Raw genomic sequence first — 16,697 nt, forward strand, 5'->3', positions numbered from 1 at the left:
CTGTATAGCATGTAAACCGAGCCTAGTTGAGTATGTAACGTAGAGAAAAATATGAACTTGAACGAAATTAAAGTAGCAATTATTGGGCTGGGCTATGTCGGACTTCCGCTGGCTGTGGAATTTGGTCGCCAGCGCACGGTCGTCGGGTTTGATATCAACGACAAGCGTATCGCAGAACTGAAAATTGGGCAGGACTTCACGCTCGAGACGACTGCCGACGAATTGCGGGCAGCTGAGCACCTGAGTTTTACCACCGACATAGATGATTTGCGTTCGTGCAACTGTTTTATTGTCACAGTGCCAACTCCTGTCGACATATACAAGCGCCCGGACCTCACTCCTTTGCTCAAGGCGAGCGAGACCGTCGGCAAAGTTCTGAAAAAGGGCGATATCGTCATCTACGAGTCAACGGTTTATCCTGGTGCGACCGAAGAGGATTGCGTTCCTGTATTGGAGAAGTTCTCGGGGCTTAAGTTCAACGCAGATTTTTTCTGCGGCTATAGCCCTGAACGCATCAACCCTGGCGATAAAGTAAATACACTCACCAAGATCAAGAAAATCACCAGTGGCTCGACGCGGGAAATCGCCACACTGGTGGATGACCTGTATGCCAGCATTATCACGGCCGGAACTTTTCCCGCCGCTAGTATTAAAGTCGCCGAAGCGGCCAAGGTAATCGAAAACACGCAGCGCGATCTGAACATCGCCCTTGTGAATGAGTTGTCGGTGATTTTCGCTCGCCTCAACATCGACACCCAGGATGTGCTTGATGCTGCGGGCAGCAAATGGAATTTCCTGCCATTCCGGCCAGGCATGGTGGGTGGTCACTGCATCGGGGTCGACCCGTACTACCTGACCCATAAGGCCGAAGCGGTTGGCTACCATCCTCAGGTGATACTCGCCGGCCGTCGTATCAACGACAACATGGCGCGCTACGCGGCCCGCAACGTCATCAGACTGATGCTTCAGAAAGGCGTCGACGTTGCGCGCAGCAAGATTGGTATCATGGGCGTGACGTTCAAGGAGAACTGCCCGGACATCCGCAACAGCAAGATCGCGGATCTGGTGAAAGAGCTGCAGACATGGGGCGTCGAGACCGTGATCAGCGATCCTTGGGCGAATGCCAAGGAAGTCGAGCACGAGTATGGCATCCGGTTGGGGCAGATCGATAGCGACAACCAGGTTGATGCGCTGGTAGTCGCGGTTGGTCATGACCAATTCCGTGCGCTCGATGCTGCCGCATTGAAGAGCATGTGCCGTGGCGCCACGCCGGTACTGGCTGACCTCAAGTCGCTCTTCAACCGCGATGCACTGGCTGCCGCCGGATTTACCGTTTTCCGACTCTAAACCCAGGACACTTATGCAGAACTATCAAACCATCACAGACCGGAAAATCCGCGTTGCCTTGGTTGGCTGCGGCCGCATTGCGAATAACCATTTGGACGCGATGGAAAAGCACGCCGCTGATTTCGAAATAGTCGATGTGTGCGACATCGATACGCAAGCGTTGGAGCGCGCCGTCGCGCGCACCGGCGCTAGTGGACACATCCACCTTTCCGACATGTTGGCGAAAACGACCGCTGATGTTGTCGTGTTGACCACCCCGAGTGGATTGCATGCCAACCAGGCAATCGAAGTGGCGAAAACCGGGCGTCATGTTGTGACAGAAAAGCCAATGGCCACTCGCTGGCAGGATGGCCTGCGCATGGTGCGGGCCTGCGATGAAGCTAACGTGCGGCTGTTCGTCGTGAAGCAAAACCGTCGCAACGCCACGCTTCAGCTGCTCAAGCGTGCTGCCGAACAAGGCCGTTTCGGTCGAATCTACAGCGTGGCGGTGAATGTCTTCTGGACCCGTCCGCAGGAATACTACGATAGCGCCAAATGGCGCGGCACCTGGGAGTTCGATGGTGGCGCCTTCATGAACCAGGCGAGTCATTACATTGATCTGTTTGATTGGGTCATTGGTCCGGTGGAAAGCGTCATGGCCTACACAGCTACGCTCGATCGCGACATCGAAGTCGAAGACAGTGGCGTGGCTGCGTTGCGCTGGCGTAGCGGCGCCATGGGAACGTTGAACGTGACGATGCTCACCTATCCGAAGAACCTGGAAGGTTCGATCACGATTCTGGGCGAGAAAGGCACCGTACGCATCGGCGGCGTGGCCGTGAACGAAATCCAGAAATGGGAATTCTCCGAACCGCACGAAGACGACGAGCGCGTCAAAGATGTCAGCTACGAGACGACATCGGTCTACGGCTTTGGGCATCCGCTGTACTACCAGAATGTGATCCAGACCCTGCGCGGTACTGCCAATGCAGAGACCGATGGCCGTGAAGGCCTCAAGTCCCTGGAATTGCTCATCGCAATGTACCTGTCGTCGCGCGACGGCAAGCGCGTTGCTCTGCCGCTCGAATATTGATGCACGGTGAATCGATGAGCTCCAATATTCATTCGACCGCCATCGTTGATGATGGCGCGCAGATCGGCGAGGGCACGCGCGTATGGCATTGGGTGCATATCAGTGGTGGTGCACGCATCGGCAAGGCCTGTTCTTTTGGACAGAATGTGTATGTCGGTAATGACGTCCAGATCGGCGACAACGTCAAGGTGCAGAACAACGTCAGCGTCTACGATGCTGTGACATTGGAAGACGACGTGTTTTGCGGACCGAGCATGGTGTTTACCAACGTGTATAACCCCCGTTCGGCCGTGACGCGCAAGAACGAATACCGCAGGACAGTGGTGCGCAAGGGCGCTACGCTGGGCGCCAATTGCACAATCGTGTGCGGCGTCACGGTCGGCGCTTACGCCTTCGTGGCCGCCGGTGCGGTTGTCAATCGCGACGTTAAGCAGTATGCCCTGATGGCTGGTGTACCGGCACGCCAGATCGGCTGGATGAGCGAGCAAGGCAATCGCCTGCAGCTGCCATTGACAGGTAACGCTACCTGCATCTGCCCCGACACTGCGGCAAGTTATCGCCTTAAGGATGGTGAAGTCACCAAGGAAGAACAAGCATGATTCCCTTTATCGATCTGAAACAACAATATCAGGCCCTCAAGCCACAAATTCAGGAGCGCATCAATCGCGTGCTTGACCATGGCCAATACATCATGGGCCCGGAAGTGCGTGAAATGGAAGCGCGCCTTGAAGAATTTACCGGCGCTAAGCACTGCATTTCGGTGGCGAGCGGCACCGAGGCATTATTGATTAGCCTGATGGCGCTGGGGATCCAGCCTGGCGACGAGGTCATTACGACGCCGTTCACGTTTGCAGCCACAGTTGAAGTCATCACGCTCCTGGGTGCGCGTCCCATCTATGTTGATATCGAAGCCGGTACCTGCAACATTGACGCGTCTCTCATCGAGGCTGCAATCACTCCGCGCACCCGTGCGATCATGCCCGTGGGGCTATACGGGCAGGTCGCGGATATGGATGAAATCAACGCGATAGCAGCCCGTCATGGCGGTCTGGCCGTGATCGAAGACGGCGCGCAGAGCTTTGGCGCTACCTACAAAGGGCGAAAGAGCGGCAACCTGAGCACGTTCGGCTGTACCAGCTTCTTCCCCAGCAAGCCACTCGGCTGCTATGGCGACGGTGGTGCGATTTTCACCAGCGACGATGCTCTTGCTCAAGCTTGCCGTGAGATACGCGTGCACGGTCAAAGCAAACGTTATGTGCATACACGGGTTGGTGTCGGTGGCCGCATGGACACGCTCCAGTGCGCGATTGTCTTGGCCAAGCTTGAACGCTTTGAATGGGAGATCGAACAGCGCAAGGAGTTGGGGAAAAACTATGCGGCGCTTATCGCTGAAAGCGGCTGTTCCGGGGTGGAATTGCTGGAACTGAAGAGTGATCGCGATTGTGTGTGGGCACAGTACACGGTGAAGGTGGATGCGCGTGAACAGATACAGGCGGGTCTGCAGGAAGCGGGCATCCCGACCGCGATCCATTACCCGATTCCCATGCATTTGCAGCCCGCCTATGCGGACCCAGCGCAGCCGAGCTTCCCCGTTGCGGAAGCAATGGGGAAACGAGTGATGAGCTTGCCAATGAGTGCGGACATCCAGCTATCTGACCAACAGGAAGTGGTTCAGAATCTTGCCAAATTGGCAGGATAAGCAATGCACGTTCTGGTTATACCCGCCTGGTTTGCTCAATATCAGGGTGATCCGAGCGGGTCGTTTTTTGCAACGCAAGCATCCGGAGTGCAGGAACTTGGCGAACAGGTTGGCATTATTTATCCCGACCTGAGGTCAGTACGCCATGTGAAAAAGTATTTGCGTAGTAAGGTCGCATGGTCCAGTCATGACGGTGTCAATATACTGCGAAAAACGTATATCAACTGGACCCCTCGAATAGAGCGCCTGATCCTTCCGAAGTGGATAGCTGTAGGGGTTCGCCTGTTCGATGAATACTGCGCCAGGTTTGGCAAACCGGATGTCATCCATGCACATTGTTTGTTGAGAGCTGGTGTGCTCGCGGCGAGGATATCGAAAGAACACGACATACCTTATGTGGTTACGGAGCACTCCAGTTCCTGGCATAAGCACATGGTATCGGCCTACGAATTGCGGCCCGCGCGTTTGGCAGCAAGGCATGCATATACGGTGATCAGTGTATCCAATGCCTTGCTGACTCACTTAAAGCAGGATGTGGAGCTCAGCCGGACACAGGTATTACCAAATGCAGTGGATGTGCTCTTTTTGAATGGCCAGATAAACGAACGCCCGAATACGGGCAAGCTGACGTTTATTAATGTCGCCTTGCTCAATCCGGGTAAGCGCCATGATATTTTGATCGATTCGTTTTTTCGTGCTTTTGGCAAGAATACGCAACATACGCTGTCCATTGTCGGCGATGGGCCTTTACGCCTGGCACTTGCAGAAAGAATCGCCAAGTATGGCATGACTGCGTCCATCCGTCTTGTTGGCATGCAGAACAAAAATAGGGTCGCAGAGTTGCTCGCTGAGGCGGATTGTTTTGTCCTGACCAGTGACCATGAAACGTTTGGCGTGGTTGTCACGGAAGCGCTTGCAAAAGGCCTTCCCGTCATCTCAACGCAGTGCGGGGGCACCGACGATATTGTCGTACCCGAAAACGGCATCATGACGCCAGCAGGAGATGCTGATGCGGTCGCTGAAGCATTGACAGTAATGTGCGAACGCATAGCAACGGGGTTTTACGACCGAAACAACATACGCAACAGTTGCATCGAAAAGTTCAGTCAACATTCCGTGTGCTACGAATTGGTAAAAATTTACAAAGACGCCGTTCAACATCACCGGACTGTTGGTGCTGAAGCGCAGCAAAGGCATTGACATGAATAGTACACCACTCGTTAGTATTGTTATCCCCGTCTACAATGGCGCCAACTTTGTGGCTGAGGCGATCGAGTCCGCACTCAAGCAAAGCTACCAGAACATTGAAATTCTGGTCATCAACGACGGCTCGTGTGATGACGGTGCAACCGAACAGGTTGTGGCCCAGTATGCGGATCGCGTGAAGTACATCAAGAAGGAAAACGGCGGGGTCGCAACTGCTCTCAATCTTGGGATCGAGGAGATGCGCGGGCAGTATTTTTCCTGGTTGAGTCACGACGACCTTTATCAGCCGAATAAGATCAGGGCGCAGATCGATTTTCTGTCGGCATTGGGTTTTCCAGACGTTGTGGTGTATACAAATCATTACAATCTCATCGAATCGAGCAAGACATCGTATTTGGCACGCCACCAGCCATGCACAGATTTGGAGTTTCGCGCGAAAAAACTTGTTGCCAATAACCAGATACATGGCTGTGCACTTCTCATCCCCCGCAAGGCATTTGAGGTGGCGGGATTATTTGACACAAAATTGAGGGTTGCCCAGGACTATGATCTCTGGTTCAGAATCGCCAAAACATTTCCATTCAGGTACCTGGATGACGCCTCCACCACTGGCAGGGTACATGCCAGCCAGGTTGGTGTTCGTTTGCACGAGCGTGTATTAATTGAAAATGACGAATTTCGGTTGCATTGCCTTAAGCAGCTCAGTGATGCTGAAATAGCGTCACTCGGGAATGGCGAGAAGGCACTGGGCCTTCTCTACTTGGCATTGAGGATGTACAGGATGGGATGCCCGGCATCCCATGCATATTTGTCGTCAGAATTAAAAAAGCTGGTGTCCTTGCAACCGCGCAGGATTGGTGTCGCATTATTGGCAGCGTTGGCAGTAGGTGTGGATTTTTGCCATGTCACGGCGCTGAAGACGGTCAGAAGAATGAGAACCAGAACGGTAAGCTAGAAATTAGGAGTAGCTACTTTGTGACTATTCGCAGGCAGGTATGGATGTATATTTGAGCATGAATGATATATAAATGAACAGGAAGTCAGCAATTGCATTTTCTTTATCCCCGATAATTGTCAGTGCAATTGGGTTTGTATTCATACCAATCCTGTCATGGTGGTTAGGGGAAGATGACATGGCCAAGTTTGCCATGTTTCAGACGAATGTAAACTTTTTTGCATTGATCGTGGGGCTGGGTCTCGACCAGGCGCTTGCACGGGAGTTTCACGAAACGCGCAGCCCGGCCGGACTGTTGAAAAAAGTATTGCAACTTGTATTCATTGCAATTCCAGCAGGTGTTTTGGCATTGGGAATCATCAAGTTCTACGGCCAGGGCCTGGCCAGCGCCTCGATTACGGCAGGAATGGTTGCTGCTTGCGTGCTGATGCTGTTGAACCGGATCTTTTCCTCGTTTATTCGGATGTCGGGAAATGGCGTGGCATACGCAATCGATATCGTCACGCCGAAAGTGTTTCAATTATCTGTGCTGGCCCTGATTGGCAGCCAGGCGATATTTGTCATCACTTACGACGTTGTTGTGGGGATTTTCGTATTCAGTGCGGCAGTCGCACTCGCCTACGAAATCTGGATGGCGCGTCGAATTGGTATCGCGTATGAATCGAGTACAGAGGCCCGAGGCACCAAGGAGCCACCTCGTCATTCCGCTTTGCTGAAGTTTAGTGCTCCCTTGGTGCCGGGTGCACTTGCTTTTTATGCCATTTCCGCCTCGGCTATTTATATAGTCGGCGCGCATGGAAATTCCCGCGAAGTTGTTACGACTTCACTGGCGATTTCCGTTGGGAGCGGACTGGCTGTTTTGCAGTCGGTATTTGCGACGCTGTGGACCCCATTCGCCTATCGTTGGCATGCGCGCGGAGGCGCACCGGCGTTATATTCACATATTGCGACACTTGTGACAATGGGGTGTGCGGTCTTTTTGCTGGCCAGTCTGTTCCTGGCGCCGTATATACCTATCCTGTTTCCAGAAAAATATAGCGGAATACCGAAGCTTCTTGTTCTTGTTATTGTCTGGAATCTTCTTTATCTGGTGTCAATTGTCGGCAGTTTCGGCATCGGCATCAAGCGCATGAGTTTCACTTCGATGACGATTTCGCTGCTTGGCGCCTCGCTTAGTATCGGTATGTCTATTTTTGCAGGCAAGTATTTCGGCAGCCTTGGCGTGTTGTTCTCCGTATTGGCGGCATTCGTCGTCACCTTGGTATTGAATTGCGAACTGTCGGCCAAAGGATGGGAGCGGGTAGTGGGTACACAGCATTACTTGATGGTCAGCGCCATGGTGGCCTCGGGTGTTATTTTTAGTCTCGGGCACGAATGGCTGGCTGCAGGTATTTTATCGCTTTCGATTATTTTCTATTTGCCTAAGTTTCGGTCTGGCGTTATTCAGGTATCTGCAATTTACAAAAAATTTGAAAAATAGGCGCCAGGGTCTTTTTCAATGCGCAATTTTTACCTTGAAATGTCCAGACTAGATAATGAAAACTATGATCGAGCCGGTTGAAAGTAATTCACAGTCATACGTTCCCTGGCTCATCTCAGCCGCTGTGGTCGCGTTGGCTTTTGGCGGCGTAGGCGGCAGTCTGCAAATTAGCCGTATTGTATGTATTTTAATATTGCCAGTCGCATTGGCGCGCCTATTAAGCTTTACATCGAAGGTGAAGTTTCAGACTGAAACATTGGTTTTCATATTTCTGTTGATGATCATCAGTCTCACCTCTATCGTCTGGTCCATCGACAAAGCATCGACGATGCAGTATTTGGTCGTGATGATGATCAATTTGATTCCTTTGCTCATGATAGCGTTGTTAACGCCCGGTGAAGCTGAAAATTTACGGCAACTATTGCCGCGCGCATGGCTGCTGGCCGGGGTCGCCGTACTTCCGCTGGCAATTTATGAATTGACCACGGGTAATCACTTTGCACTCGGTTTTGAAGAGCGTGGCGGAGGGACGATGGTCAACTTGCTGCCTTTTGCGTCGGGGGTGCATGGAAATTATAATGACTTCTCACTTTTTTTGGTGTTATGTATCTTTGGAACGTGTTTTGCGAAAAATAATAAAAGCGACATAAACAAGCGTGCGCAGTATTTTAAATACTCCATCATTGCATTGATTTCAATGGTGGTGGTTATTAATTCAAGTCGAGCAGCCATTTTGTGTTTGGCTGCGATATTGTTCGCGCGTTTTATTTTGCCTCTTCGAAAAGGTCATTTTATTTCAATATTTATTCTGGTGGCAATTTTCGCCGGATTTTCCATCAGTTTATGGGATAACGATTCATTGCTTTTGAAGTTTCTTCAATTGAAATTCACGGATTTTTCGAACGACTTTGAAGCAAGTGAGGGGCGCTTGGCCATTCTTATTTCTGGGCTGAAAGGATTTTTCGATAGCTTTGGTTTGGGTGTTGGTGCCGGTGCAAGCAGCAGTTATTTGGCAACCGATAAAGCCATATTGATTCCAAATCCGCATAATTTACTCCTGGAATGGGCGTTGAATTTTGGCTTGATTGGTTTTTGTTTGCTGCTGTGGTTTATATCTCGCATGTGGAGTGCAAACAAAAAAAATAATAATGATATCAATCGCCGCTTGAATTATGTTGCCATTTTGATATTGCCATTGCTTGGTGTAATTCAAAGCCACTTGACTGGCTATACTTATTTCTGGCTCATGTTGAGCACAATGGCGGCCTTTGCCATATGGCCTGCATTACCAAAAAAGGGTTAGTAGTATGTTTTCGCTGATATTGCATGTATGGTGCAAATTTATAAAAATTGGCCGAGGCCGTTCCGTACGTCGTTCCTATGTGAATCCTAATTCCAAGGTCGAGGCCGGTTCGGCACTTATCAATTCGAGTATGGATAAGCATTCCTTCTGCGGTTACGACTGCACGATTTTAAATGCTGATATTGGTTCATTTGTTTCGATCGCAAGTCGAGTAACGATCGGTGGCGTTGCACATCCGATGCATTTTGTCTCGATGTCACCGGTATTTCTGTCGCATAAAGATAGTGTTAAAACAAAATTTTCCAAGTTTGACTATCTTCCGGATACCAGGACAGTAATTGGATCGGATGTCTGGATAGGTGATGGCGCCTTCGTAAAGGCTGGTGTCCGGGTGGGGAATGGCGCGGTAATCGGAATGGGAGCGGTAGTGACCAAGGATGTTCCTGACTACGCTATCGTTGCCGGTAATCCAGCTCGCATTGTGAAGTACAGATTTGATGAGGAGACCTGCGCCGCATTATCTGCTTCGAAGTGGTGGACACTTGATGAGGAAGCACTTGCGATGCTTGCACCGCTTATAACCGATCCAGTTTCCTTTATTAAAGCCAAGAATAAGTTATGAAGATTTTACATTTGTGTCTTTCATGTTTTTATATTGATGGATACGCTTACCAAGAAAATATGCTCGTCGCCGAGCATGTTCGTGCTGGCCACGACGTGAGCGTACTCGCGTCCACCGAAAGTTTTGGTCCTGCAGGCCAGCTAGTTTACTTACCCCCAGGTTCGTACGCAGGATCAGATGGCGCCATGGTGGAACGCTTGCCATACAGATTTGCATCGGTTTTCGCACTGGCGAAAAAAATCCGTGCCTATCCAGATCTGTCCAAGCGCCTTGCAGAAATTGCCCCGGATGTGATCGTATTCCATGGACTTTGCAGCTACTCGCTGCTGGAGGTGGCCAGATACGTCAAGAAAAATCCGCAAACGGTGTTGCATGCGGACTCTCACGAGGATTTCAACAATAGTGCGCGTACCTGGGTATCGAAGTGGATACTGCATTTTCTGTTCTACCGGACGATCTTCCAGATGTCGCTGCCGGCGATTCATAGCGTTTCCTGCATTTCAAAGGAAACGGAATCGTTTGTCCTCGATTTTTACGGCTGCCCTCCCGCCAAGGCCCAGTTCCTGCCGTTGGGCGGTACGGTGTTTTCCGATGCGCAGTACCACCAGCTACGCAAGGCAGCGAGAGCCAAGTATCAGTGGAGCGATGAGCAACGTATATTTGTGCAGAGCGGGAAATTTGACAACGCGAAGCGCTTGCTTGACTCCCTGGCCGCGTTTAGCGCATTGCCAGATCAAAATCTGCGCCTGGTGCTGGCCGGTGTTTTTATGGACGATGTGAAAGAGGCGGCAGAAGAACTGGTGCGCAAGGATAGCCGCATTGTCAAACTGGGATGGCTCGATACCCAGGGATTAACCAGTCTCCTGATCGGTGCGGATGTTTACCTGCAGCCTGGTTCGCAGTCGGCTACCATGCAAATGGCAGTATGCTGCAGAAAACCTGTCATCGTCGCTGATGTTATTAGCCATCGCGCGCTTATTTCTTCCAATGGTTGGCTTGTCAGCTCCAATCAAAGCCTATACGATGCGCTGCAGTCTGCCGCGCGCATCCAGCAATCCGAGCTTGAATCAATGTCCGCGCAATCTGCGAAGATTGCCGCAAGCATTCTGGATTATGCCCTCCAAGCTGAAAAATTAACCTCTAAGACAAACTAAACATGAACCTGGACTCCAATTACCAGATGTGCTGCCGTTGTATCATGGATACGTCCGACGCAGGCATACAATTCGACAGCGGTGGAAAGTGCAATTATTGTAATAATTTTGACGCGAACATCGTCCCCAACTGGCATACTGATGCGAAGGGGGCGAACGAACTCGCCGTTCTGGCAGATAAAATCCGTGCGGATGGAAAAGGCAAGGATTTCGATTGCATCATCGGGCTTAGCGGTGGACTGGACAGTTCTTACGCCGTCTATGTGGCGAAAGAAAAGATGGGGCTGCGCCCACTGTTGTACCATGTCGATGCTGGCTGGAATACGGACCAGGCGGTTGGGAACATCGAAAAATTGGTGGATGGCCTGGGTCTTGACTTGTTCACAGAGGTGGTGAATTGGGAAGAAATGAAAGACCTGCAGGTTGCCTTCCTGAAGTCGCAGATTCCGGATCAGGATTTGCCGCAGGATGCATCGTTCTTCTCATCGCTGTATAAATTCGCGCGCAAGCACAAGATTAAATATGTAATCACCGGATCGAATTATTCGACCGAATGCTGCCGTGAGCCTGAGGCTTGGGGCGGCTACCTGGGTATCGACAAGACGTTGTTCGGCGACATTCATCGCAAATTTGGCAAGCGACCGCTGAAGACCTTCCCGCTGCTCGACATTCTCGTCTACAAGGGATATTACCAGCACGTTCTGGGCATGGAGGTAGCCAAACCGTTGAACATGGTGCCGTTCGTGAAAAAAGATGCCGAAGATGAACTGGAACGCCGTTTTGGCTGGAAGCGTTTCCAGCACAAGCACCATGAGTCGCGTTTCACGCGATTTTACGAGGACTACTGGCTGCCGCGCAAGTTCGGCTTCCAAAAGCGTCGAGCGCATTTTTCTAGCTTGATCATGACCGGCCAAATGACGCGCGATGCGGCGTTGGAGCGGATCTCTCGCCCAGAAATGGACGAGCATTTCCTCAAGCAGGAGTTTGAATATGTGGCGAGTAAGCTTGGCCTTTCCGTGGATGAGCTTCAAGCCATTTTTGATGGCGAGAACAAGACTTACCGCAATTATCGCAACAAGCGCTGGCTGATCGGCGCGGGCACTAATGCACTGCGCCTGTTTGGTTTGGAGAAAAGGTTTTTCCGATGATACATATCGTTGACTACGGCCTGGGCAACGTGCAAGCGTTCGCCAATATGTACAAACGCCTAGGCTTCGAGGCCACGCGGGCGAAAACAGCCGCAGAACTGACCGGCGCTACCAAGATTATCTTGCCTGGCGTAGGTGCGTTCGACAAGGCTATGGAATTGCTGGACGCATCGGGTATGCGGCCTGTGCTTGAGGAATTAGTTGTGGAAAAGAAAGTGCCAGTACTGGGTATTTGCGTCGGCATGCAGATATTGGCGAGCACCAGTGACGAAGGTAAGGCCGCTGGTCTGGGCTGGGTTCCAGGACGGGTCCGCTCTTTCGGTTCGGTGGAGGAATCGGCCAGTTTGCCGCTTCCGCACATGGGCTGGAACGATGTGATGCCACAGACCGGTTCGGCGCTGTTCGCCGGCCTGGAGTCAGACGCGCGCTTCTACTTCCTCCATTCATTCTTTTTTGACAGTAGCGATCCTGCTCACGTGGCGGCACGTGCGACGTATGGTCTCAATTTCGGCTGTGCGGTTAGCTCGGGCAATGTCCATGGAGTCCAGTTCCATCCAGAGAAAAGCCACCATTATGGTGCCTTGCTGCTGAAAAATTTCGCGGAGTTATAAGATGCTCAGACCAAGGATTATCCCTTGCCTGTTGGTACATGAAAAAGGACTGGTCAAGACGGTCTCGTTCAAGGCTCCAAAATATGTGGGTGACCCGATCAACGCGGTCAAGATTTTCAACGAAAAGGAATCAGACGAGTTGATCGTGCTTGACATTGATGCTTCGGTGAATGGTGAGGAACCCGATTACAAGCTCATTTCTGACTTGGCAAGCGAGTGCCGTATGCCCCTGTGCTATGGCGGTGGGATTCGCACTGTGGCGCAGGCGAAACATATCATTAGCCTGGGTGTGGAAAAAATTGCGATTAGTTCTGCTGCGGTGGAGAATCCTGAACTTGTCGCACAGATCGCTCACGAAGTAGGCCGCCAGAGCGTTGTGGTGGTTATCGATGTCAAGAAGCGCATGCTGAGCAAAGAGTACGACGTTTACATCCATAACGGGCGTAAGAACGCCAAGCGTAACCCGATCGAACTGGCCAAGCAAATGGAATTGCTGGGGGCGGGCGAAATTGTACTCAATTCGATCGACCAGGATGGTCAGATGAAGGGTTACGATTTGACCCTGGCGCAGAGATTGCGCGAAGCAGTGCGTATCCCTATCACGATCCTGGGCGGCGCCGGTTCTTTGCACGACGTCGAGAAGCTGATTGGCACTTGTGGCGTGGTCGGCGCCTCGGCTGGTAGCCTGTTTGTCTTCAAGGGTGTTTATAAAGCCGTTCTGATCAATTATCCGAATGTAGGCCAGCGTGACGAACTGGTGGCGCGTGCGCTAGGTTTAAACTTGGCAACAGTTAACGAAAAATAAGGAATTGTATGTTTGAAGGCAAAGTACTGCTCATTACCGGGGGCACGGGTTCGTTTGGAAACGCCGTTCTACGTCGTTTTCTGGATACCGAGATCAAAGAAATCCGCATTTTCAGCCGCGATGAAAAAAAGCAAGATGACATGCGGAAGAAATACAATAATCCGAAATTGAAGTTTTATATCGGTGATGTACGTGATTTTTCGAGCGTCTTGAATGCAACCCGCGGCGTGGACTTCATTTTTCATGCCGCTGCTTTGAAGCAAGTTCCATCGTGCGAATTCCACCCGATGGAAGCGGTCAAGACTAACATTATTGGCACCGACAATCTGCTTGAGGCTGCCATTCAGAACAGCGTGCGCCGCGTGGTGTGCCTGAGTACCGACAAGGCCGCCTATCCGATCAATGCCATGGGTATTTCCAAGGCAATGATGGAAAAAGTCATGGTCGCGAAGTCGCGTGGCCTTGATGATGCGAAAACCGTCATTTGCGGCACGCGCTACGGCAACGTGATGGCATCGCGCGGTTCGGTCATTCCTCTGTTCGTGGACCAGGTATTGGCAGGCAAGCCTATCACTACCACCGACCCAGCCATGACGCGCTTCATGATGACGCTTGAGGACGCCGTGGATCTGGTTCTGTATGCGTTCGAGCATGGAACCAATGGCGATATGTTCGTTCAAAAAGCCCCGGCCGCCACGGTAGAAACACTGGTTGCAGCGCTGCTGTCGATCATGGAAAAGCCGAATCACAAGGTCGACGTGATCGGAACACGTCACGGCGAAAAATTGTACGAAACCTTGCTAAGCCGCGAAGAAATGGCTGCGGCTGAAGATCTGGGCGGTTACTACCGTATTCCGCCAGACCTGCGGGATTTGAACTACGGTAAGTTTGTCGAAGAGGGCGAGCAAAAAATCTCGACCTACGATGACTATAACTCGCACAATACGGATCGCCTTGACACTGCCGGTATGAAAAAATTGTTGATGAAACTGGAGTTCGTCCAGGCGATCGCGCGTGGTGAATCCCCGGTTGAGGAAGGTTGAGCGATGAAGGTACTTGTCACTGGAGCGAACGGCTTTATCGGAAAGAATCTGTTGATCCACCTTCGGGAGCGTGGCGTCATCGATTGCCTCACCTTCGTGCGTGGTGATTCGCTTGATGAGTTGGATGCAAAAGTCGCGCAAGCGGAGTTCATTTTTCATTTGGCGGGCGTGAATCGTCCGAAAACTGAGACGGAATTCGAGGAAGGTAACGCAAATCTTACGCAAGCGCTGTGCGATGCAGTAAAACGCAGTGGCCGCCAGGTGCCGATCATTTATGCCTCTTCCATTCAAGCCGAGATGCCTAACGCCTACGGCGCCAGCAAGCGCGCCGCAGAGGACGCATTGCGCATCCTGGCATCCGAGATGGACTTGCCGGTGTATATCTATCGCTTGCCGAACGTTTTTGGCAAGTGGTGCAGGCCGAACTACAATTCGGCGGTGGCGACCTTCTGCCACAATATCGCCCATGGCCTGCCGATTCAAATAAATAATCCGGCGTCTGAGTTGCGACTGGTCTATGTTGATGATGTGGTTGCCGACTTCTTGAACGTCATGGACGCTGCGCCAGTCGCTGGAACAGCAGTGGAAGTGCAGCCAATCTACACAACCACCGTCGGTGAGATGGCGAATTTGTTGCAGGCATTCAAGGATAGTCGCTCGACCCACGTCACCGAACGTGTCGGTACTGGATTTACACGTGCCCTTTATTCGACCTACATTACGTATTTTGAACCGGAGAATTTTTCCTATCCGCTCGTAAAGCATGCAGACCCGCGCGGTGTGTTTGTCGAGATGTTAAAGACACGCGATTCCGGTCAGTTTTCCTTCTTTACTGCTCATCCCGGTATTACGCGTGGTGGACATTATCACCATACGAAGACCGAGAAGTTCCTGGTTATCAAAGGCAAGGCGCGATTCTGTTTTCTGCATATCGAGAGTGGTCGCACGCATGAGCTGTACACCAGTGCCGATGCCCCGGAAGTGGTGGAAACGATCCCCGGTTGGTCGCACGATATCACCAACATTGGTGATGAGGAAATGATTGTGATGTTGTGGGCGAATGAAATTTTTGACCGTCAACATCCAGATACCGTTGCATACAAGGTAACAGCATGAAAAAGTTAAAAGTGATGACCGTGGTTGGCACGCGGCCTGAAATCATCCGCTTGTCGCGTGTGATGGCCAAGCTCGACGAATACTGCGAGCAAATCATTGTGCACACTGGGCAAAATTACGACTACGAGCTCAATGAAATTTTCTTCCAGGATCTACAGGTACGCAAGCCGGACCATTTTCTGAATGCTGCTGGCGGCACTGCCGCCGAGACGATCGGCAAGATCATGATCGCTGTCGATGCAGTCCTGGAACAGGTGCAGCCGGATGCAATACTTATCCTTGGCGACACGAATAGCTGCCTGTCAGCTATTCCTGCGAAGCGGCGCAAGATTCCCATCTTCCACATGGAGGCGGGCAATCGTTGTTTCGACCAGCGTGTCCCAGAGGAAACGAATCGCAAGATTGTCGATCATACGGCCGATATTAATCTGACGTATAGCGACATCGCCAGGGAATACCTGTTGCGTGAAGGATTGTTACCGGACCGGATTATCAAGACGGGTAGTCCCATGTACGAAGTCTTGCATCACTACAAGGCGCGAATTGAGGAGTCGGATGCTGTCGAGCGCTTGGCGCTGACGGAAGGCGAGTATTTTGTTGTCAGTGCGCATCGCGAAGAAAACATCGATTCACCAGCAAATTTTGCAAAACTGGTCGAAGCCTTGAACAAGGTTGCAGAGACGTACAACTTCCCGGTGATCGTTTCAACGCATCCGCGTACCCAGAAGAAGGTCGACGCGCTGGGTGCCACTTTCCATCCCTTGGTGCGTTTGCTCAAGCCGCTCGGTTTCCGGGATTATGTGAAATTGCAGGCGAGCGCCCGCGCAGTGCTGTCTGACAGTGGGACGATCAACGAAGAGTCGTCGATTTTGAATTTCCCGGCCTTGAACTTGCGCGAAGCGCATGAGCGCCCGGAAGGTATGGAAGAGGCTGCCGTCATGATGACTGGCCTGGAAGTTGATCGCATTTTACAAGGATTGGCAATTCTGGCAGATCAGCCGCGCGGTGAGCAGCGCAGCCTTCGCTTGGTAGCGGACTACAGTATGCCAAATGTGTCGGACAAGGTTGTCAGAATCATCCATAGCTATACCGACTACGTCAATCGCGTAGTTTGGAAGAAGCAGTAGAGGTATCGA

General features: G+C 51.6%; 16 protein-coding genes. All 16 read left to right on the forward strand.

The features are described from left to right. Positions 1–51 precede the first annotated feature (51 nt). The gene (gene tviB / locus ACP7DW_RS00750; RefSeq protein ID WP_426053804.1) at positions 52–1,347 is read left to right on the forward strand and encodes a Vi polysaccharide biosynthesis UDP-N-acetylglucosamine C-6 dehydrogenase TviB; all 1,296 of its coding nucleotides are present in this window, start codon (positions 52–54) and stop codon (positions 1,345–1,347) included. 13 nt (positions 1,348–1,360) lie between these two features. Beyond that, the gene (locus ACP7DW_RS00755; protein ID WP_426053803.1) at positions 1,361–2,419 is read left to right on the forward strand and encodes a Gfo/Idh/MocA family protein; all 1,059 of its coding nucleotides are present in this window, start codon (positions 1,361–1,363) and stop codon (positions 2,417–2,419) included. Between the two features lie 14 nt (positions 2,420–2,433). Continuing rightward, positions 2,434–3,018, forward strand: coding sequence for a DapH/DapD/GlmU-related protein (locus tag ACP7DW_RS00760; RefSeq protein WP_426053802.1), 585 nt, complete (start codon positions 2,434–2,436; stop codon positions 3,016–3,018). After that, a complete protein-coding gene (locus ACP7DW_RS00765) occupies positions 3,018–4,118 on the forward strand; it encodes a DegT/DnrJ/EryC1/StrS family aminotransferase (RefSeq protein ID WP_426053925.1) in 1,101 nt (366 codons plus the stop codon). Before ACP7DW_RS00760 ends, ACP7DW_RS00765 begins: the two co-directional genes overlap by 1 nt. A gap of 3 nt (positions 4,119–4,121) precedes the next feature. Then, the gene (locus ACP7DW_RS00770; protein ID WP_426053801.1) at positions 4,122–5,318 is read left to right on the forward strand and encodes a glycosyltransferase; all 1,197 of its coding nucleotides are present in this window, start codon (positions 4,122–4,124) and stop codon (positions 5,316–5,318) included. Between the two features lies 1 nt (position 5,319). Continuing rightward, positions 5,320–6,279, forward strand: coding sequence for a glycosyltransferase (locus tag ACP7DW_RS00775; RefSeq protein ID WP_426053800.1), 960 nt, complete (start codon positions 5,320–5,322; stop codon positions 6,277–6,279). 73 nt (positions 6,280–6,352) lie between these two features. After that, positions 6,353–7,759, forward strand: a complete 1,407-nt coding sequence (locus ACP7DW_RS00780) for a lipopolysaccharide biosynthesis protein (RefSeq protein WP_426053799.1) — start codon at positions 6,353–6,355, stop codon at positions 7,757–7,759. A 55-nt stretch (positions 7,760–7,814) separates the two neighbouring features. After that, the gene (locus tag ACP7DW_RS00785; RefSeq protein WP_426053798.1) at positions 7,815–9,062 is read left to right on the forward strand and encodes an O-antigen ligase family protein; all 1,248 of its coding nucleotides are present in this window, start codon (positions 7,815–7,817) and stop codon (positions 9,060–9,062) included. Positions 9,063–9,066: 4 nt separating this feature from the next. Further along, positions 9,067–9,684, forward strand: a complete 618-nt coding sequence (locus tag ACP7DW_RS00790) for a CatB-related O-acetyltransferase (RefSeq protein ID WP_426053797.1) — start codon at positions 9,067–9,069, stop codon at positions 9,682–9,684. Further along, complete coding sequence (locus ACP7DW_RS00795; RefSeq protein WP_426053796.1) at positions 9,681–10,838, forward strand: glycosyltransferase family 4 protein; 1,158 nt, start codon at positions 9,681–9,683, stop codon at positions 10,836–10,838. Before ACP7DW_RS00790 ends, ACP7DW_RS00795 begins: the two co-directional genes overlap by 4 nt. Positions 10,839–10,864: 26 nt before the next feature. Next, positions 10,865–11,986 carry an N-acetyl sugar amidotransferase gene (locus ACP7DW_RS00800; protein WP_426085145.1) on the forward strand — a complete coding sequence of 374 codons (1,122 nt, stop codon included), beginning with the start codon at positions 10,865–10,867 and terminating at the stop codon, positions 11,984–11,986. Further along, on the forward strand, positions 11,983–12,597 hold the full coding sequence (hisH, locus tag ACP7DW_RS00805; protein ID WP_426053794.1) for an imidazole glycerol phosphate synthase subunit HisH: 615 nt from the start codon (positions 11,983–11,985) through the stop codon (positions 12,595–12,597). Before ACP7DW_RS00800 ends, hisH begins: the two co-directional genes overlap by 4 nt. Before the next feature lies 1 nt (position 12,598). Beyond that, complete coding sequence (locus tag ACP7DW_RS00810; protein WP_426053793.1) at positions 12,599–13,402, forward strand: AglZ/HisF2 family acetamidino modification protein; 804 nt, start codon at positions 12,599–12,601, stop codon at positions 13,400–13,402. 8 nt (positions 13,403–13,410) lie between these two features. Next, on the forward strand, positions 13,411–14,445 hold the full coding sequence (locus ACP7DW_RS00815; protein WP_426053792.1) for a polysaccharide biosynthesis protein: 1,035 nt from the start codon (positions 13,411–13,413) through the stop codon (positions 14,443–14,445). A 3-nt stretch (positions 14,446–14,448) separates the two neighbouring features. Further along, positions 14,449–15,561 carry a UDP-2-acetamido-2,6-beta-L-arabino-hexul-4-ose reductase gene (gene wbjC / locus ACP7DW_RS00820; protein WP_426053791.1) on the forward strand — a complete coding sequence of 371 codons (1,113 nt, stop codon included), beginning with the start codon at positions 14,449–14,451 and terminating at the stop codon, positions 15,559–15,561. Next, positions 15,558–16,688, forward strand: a complete 1,131-nt coding sequence (wecB, locus tag ACP7DW_RS00825; RefSeq protein ID WP_426053790.1) for a non-hydrolyzing UDP-N-acetylglucosamine 2-epimerase — start codon at positions 15,558–15,560, stop codon at positions 16,686–16,688. The genes wbjC and wecB overlap by 4 nt, the downstream gene beginning before the upstream one ends. The last annotated feature ends 9 nt before the right edge of the window (positions 16,689–16,697 follow it).

The sequence above is a fragment of the Janthinobacterium sp. PSRC1-1 genome (genome assembly GCF_049897525.1).
GTDB classification, from domain to species: Bacteria; Pseudomonadota; Gammaproteobacteria; order Burkholderiales; family Burkholderiaceae_D; genus Janthinobacterium; species Janthinobacterium tructae.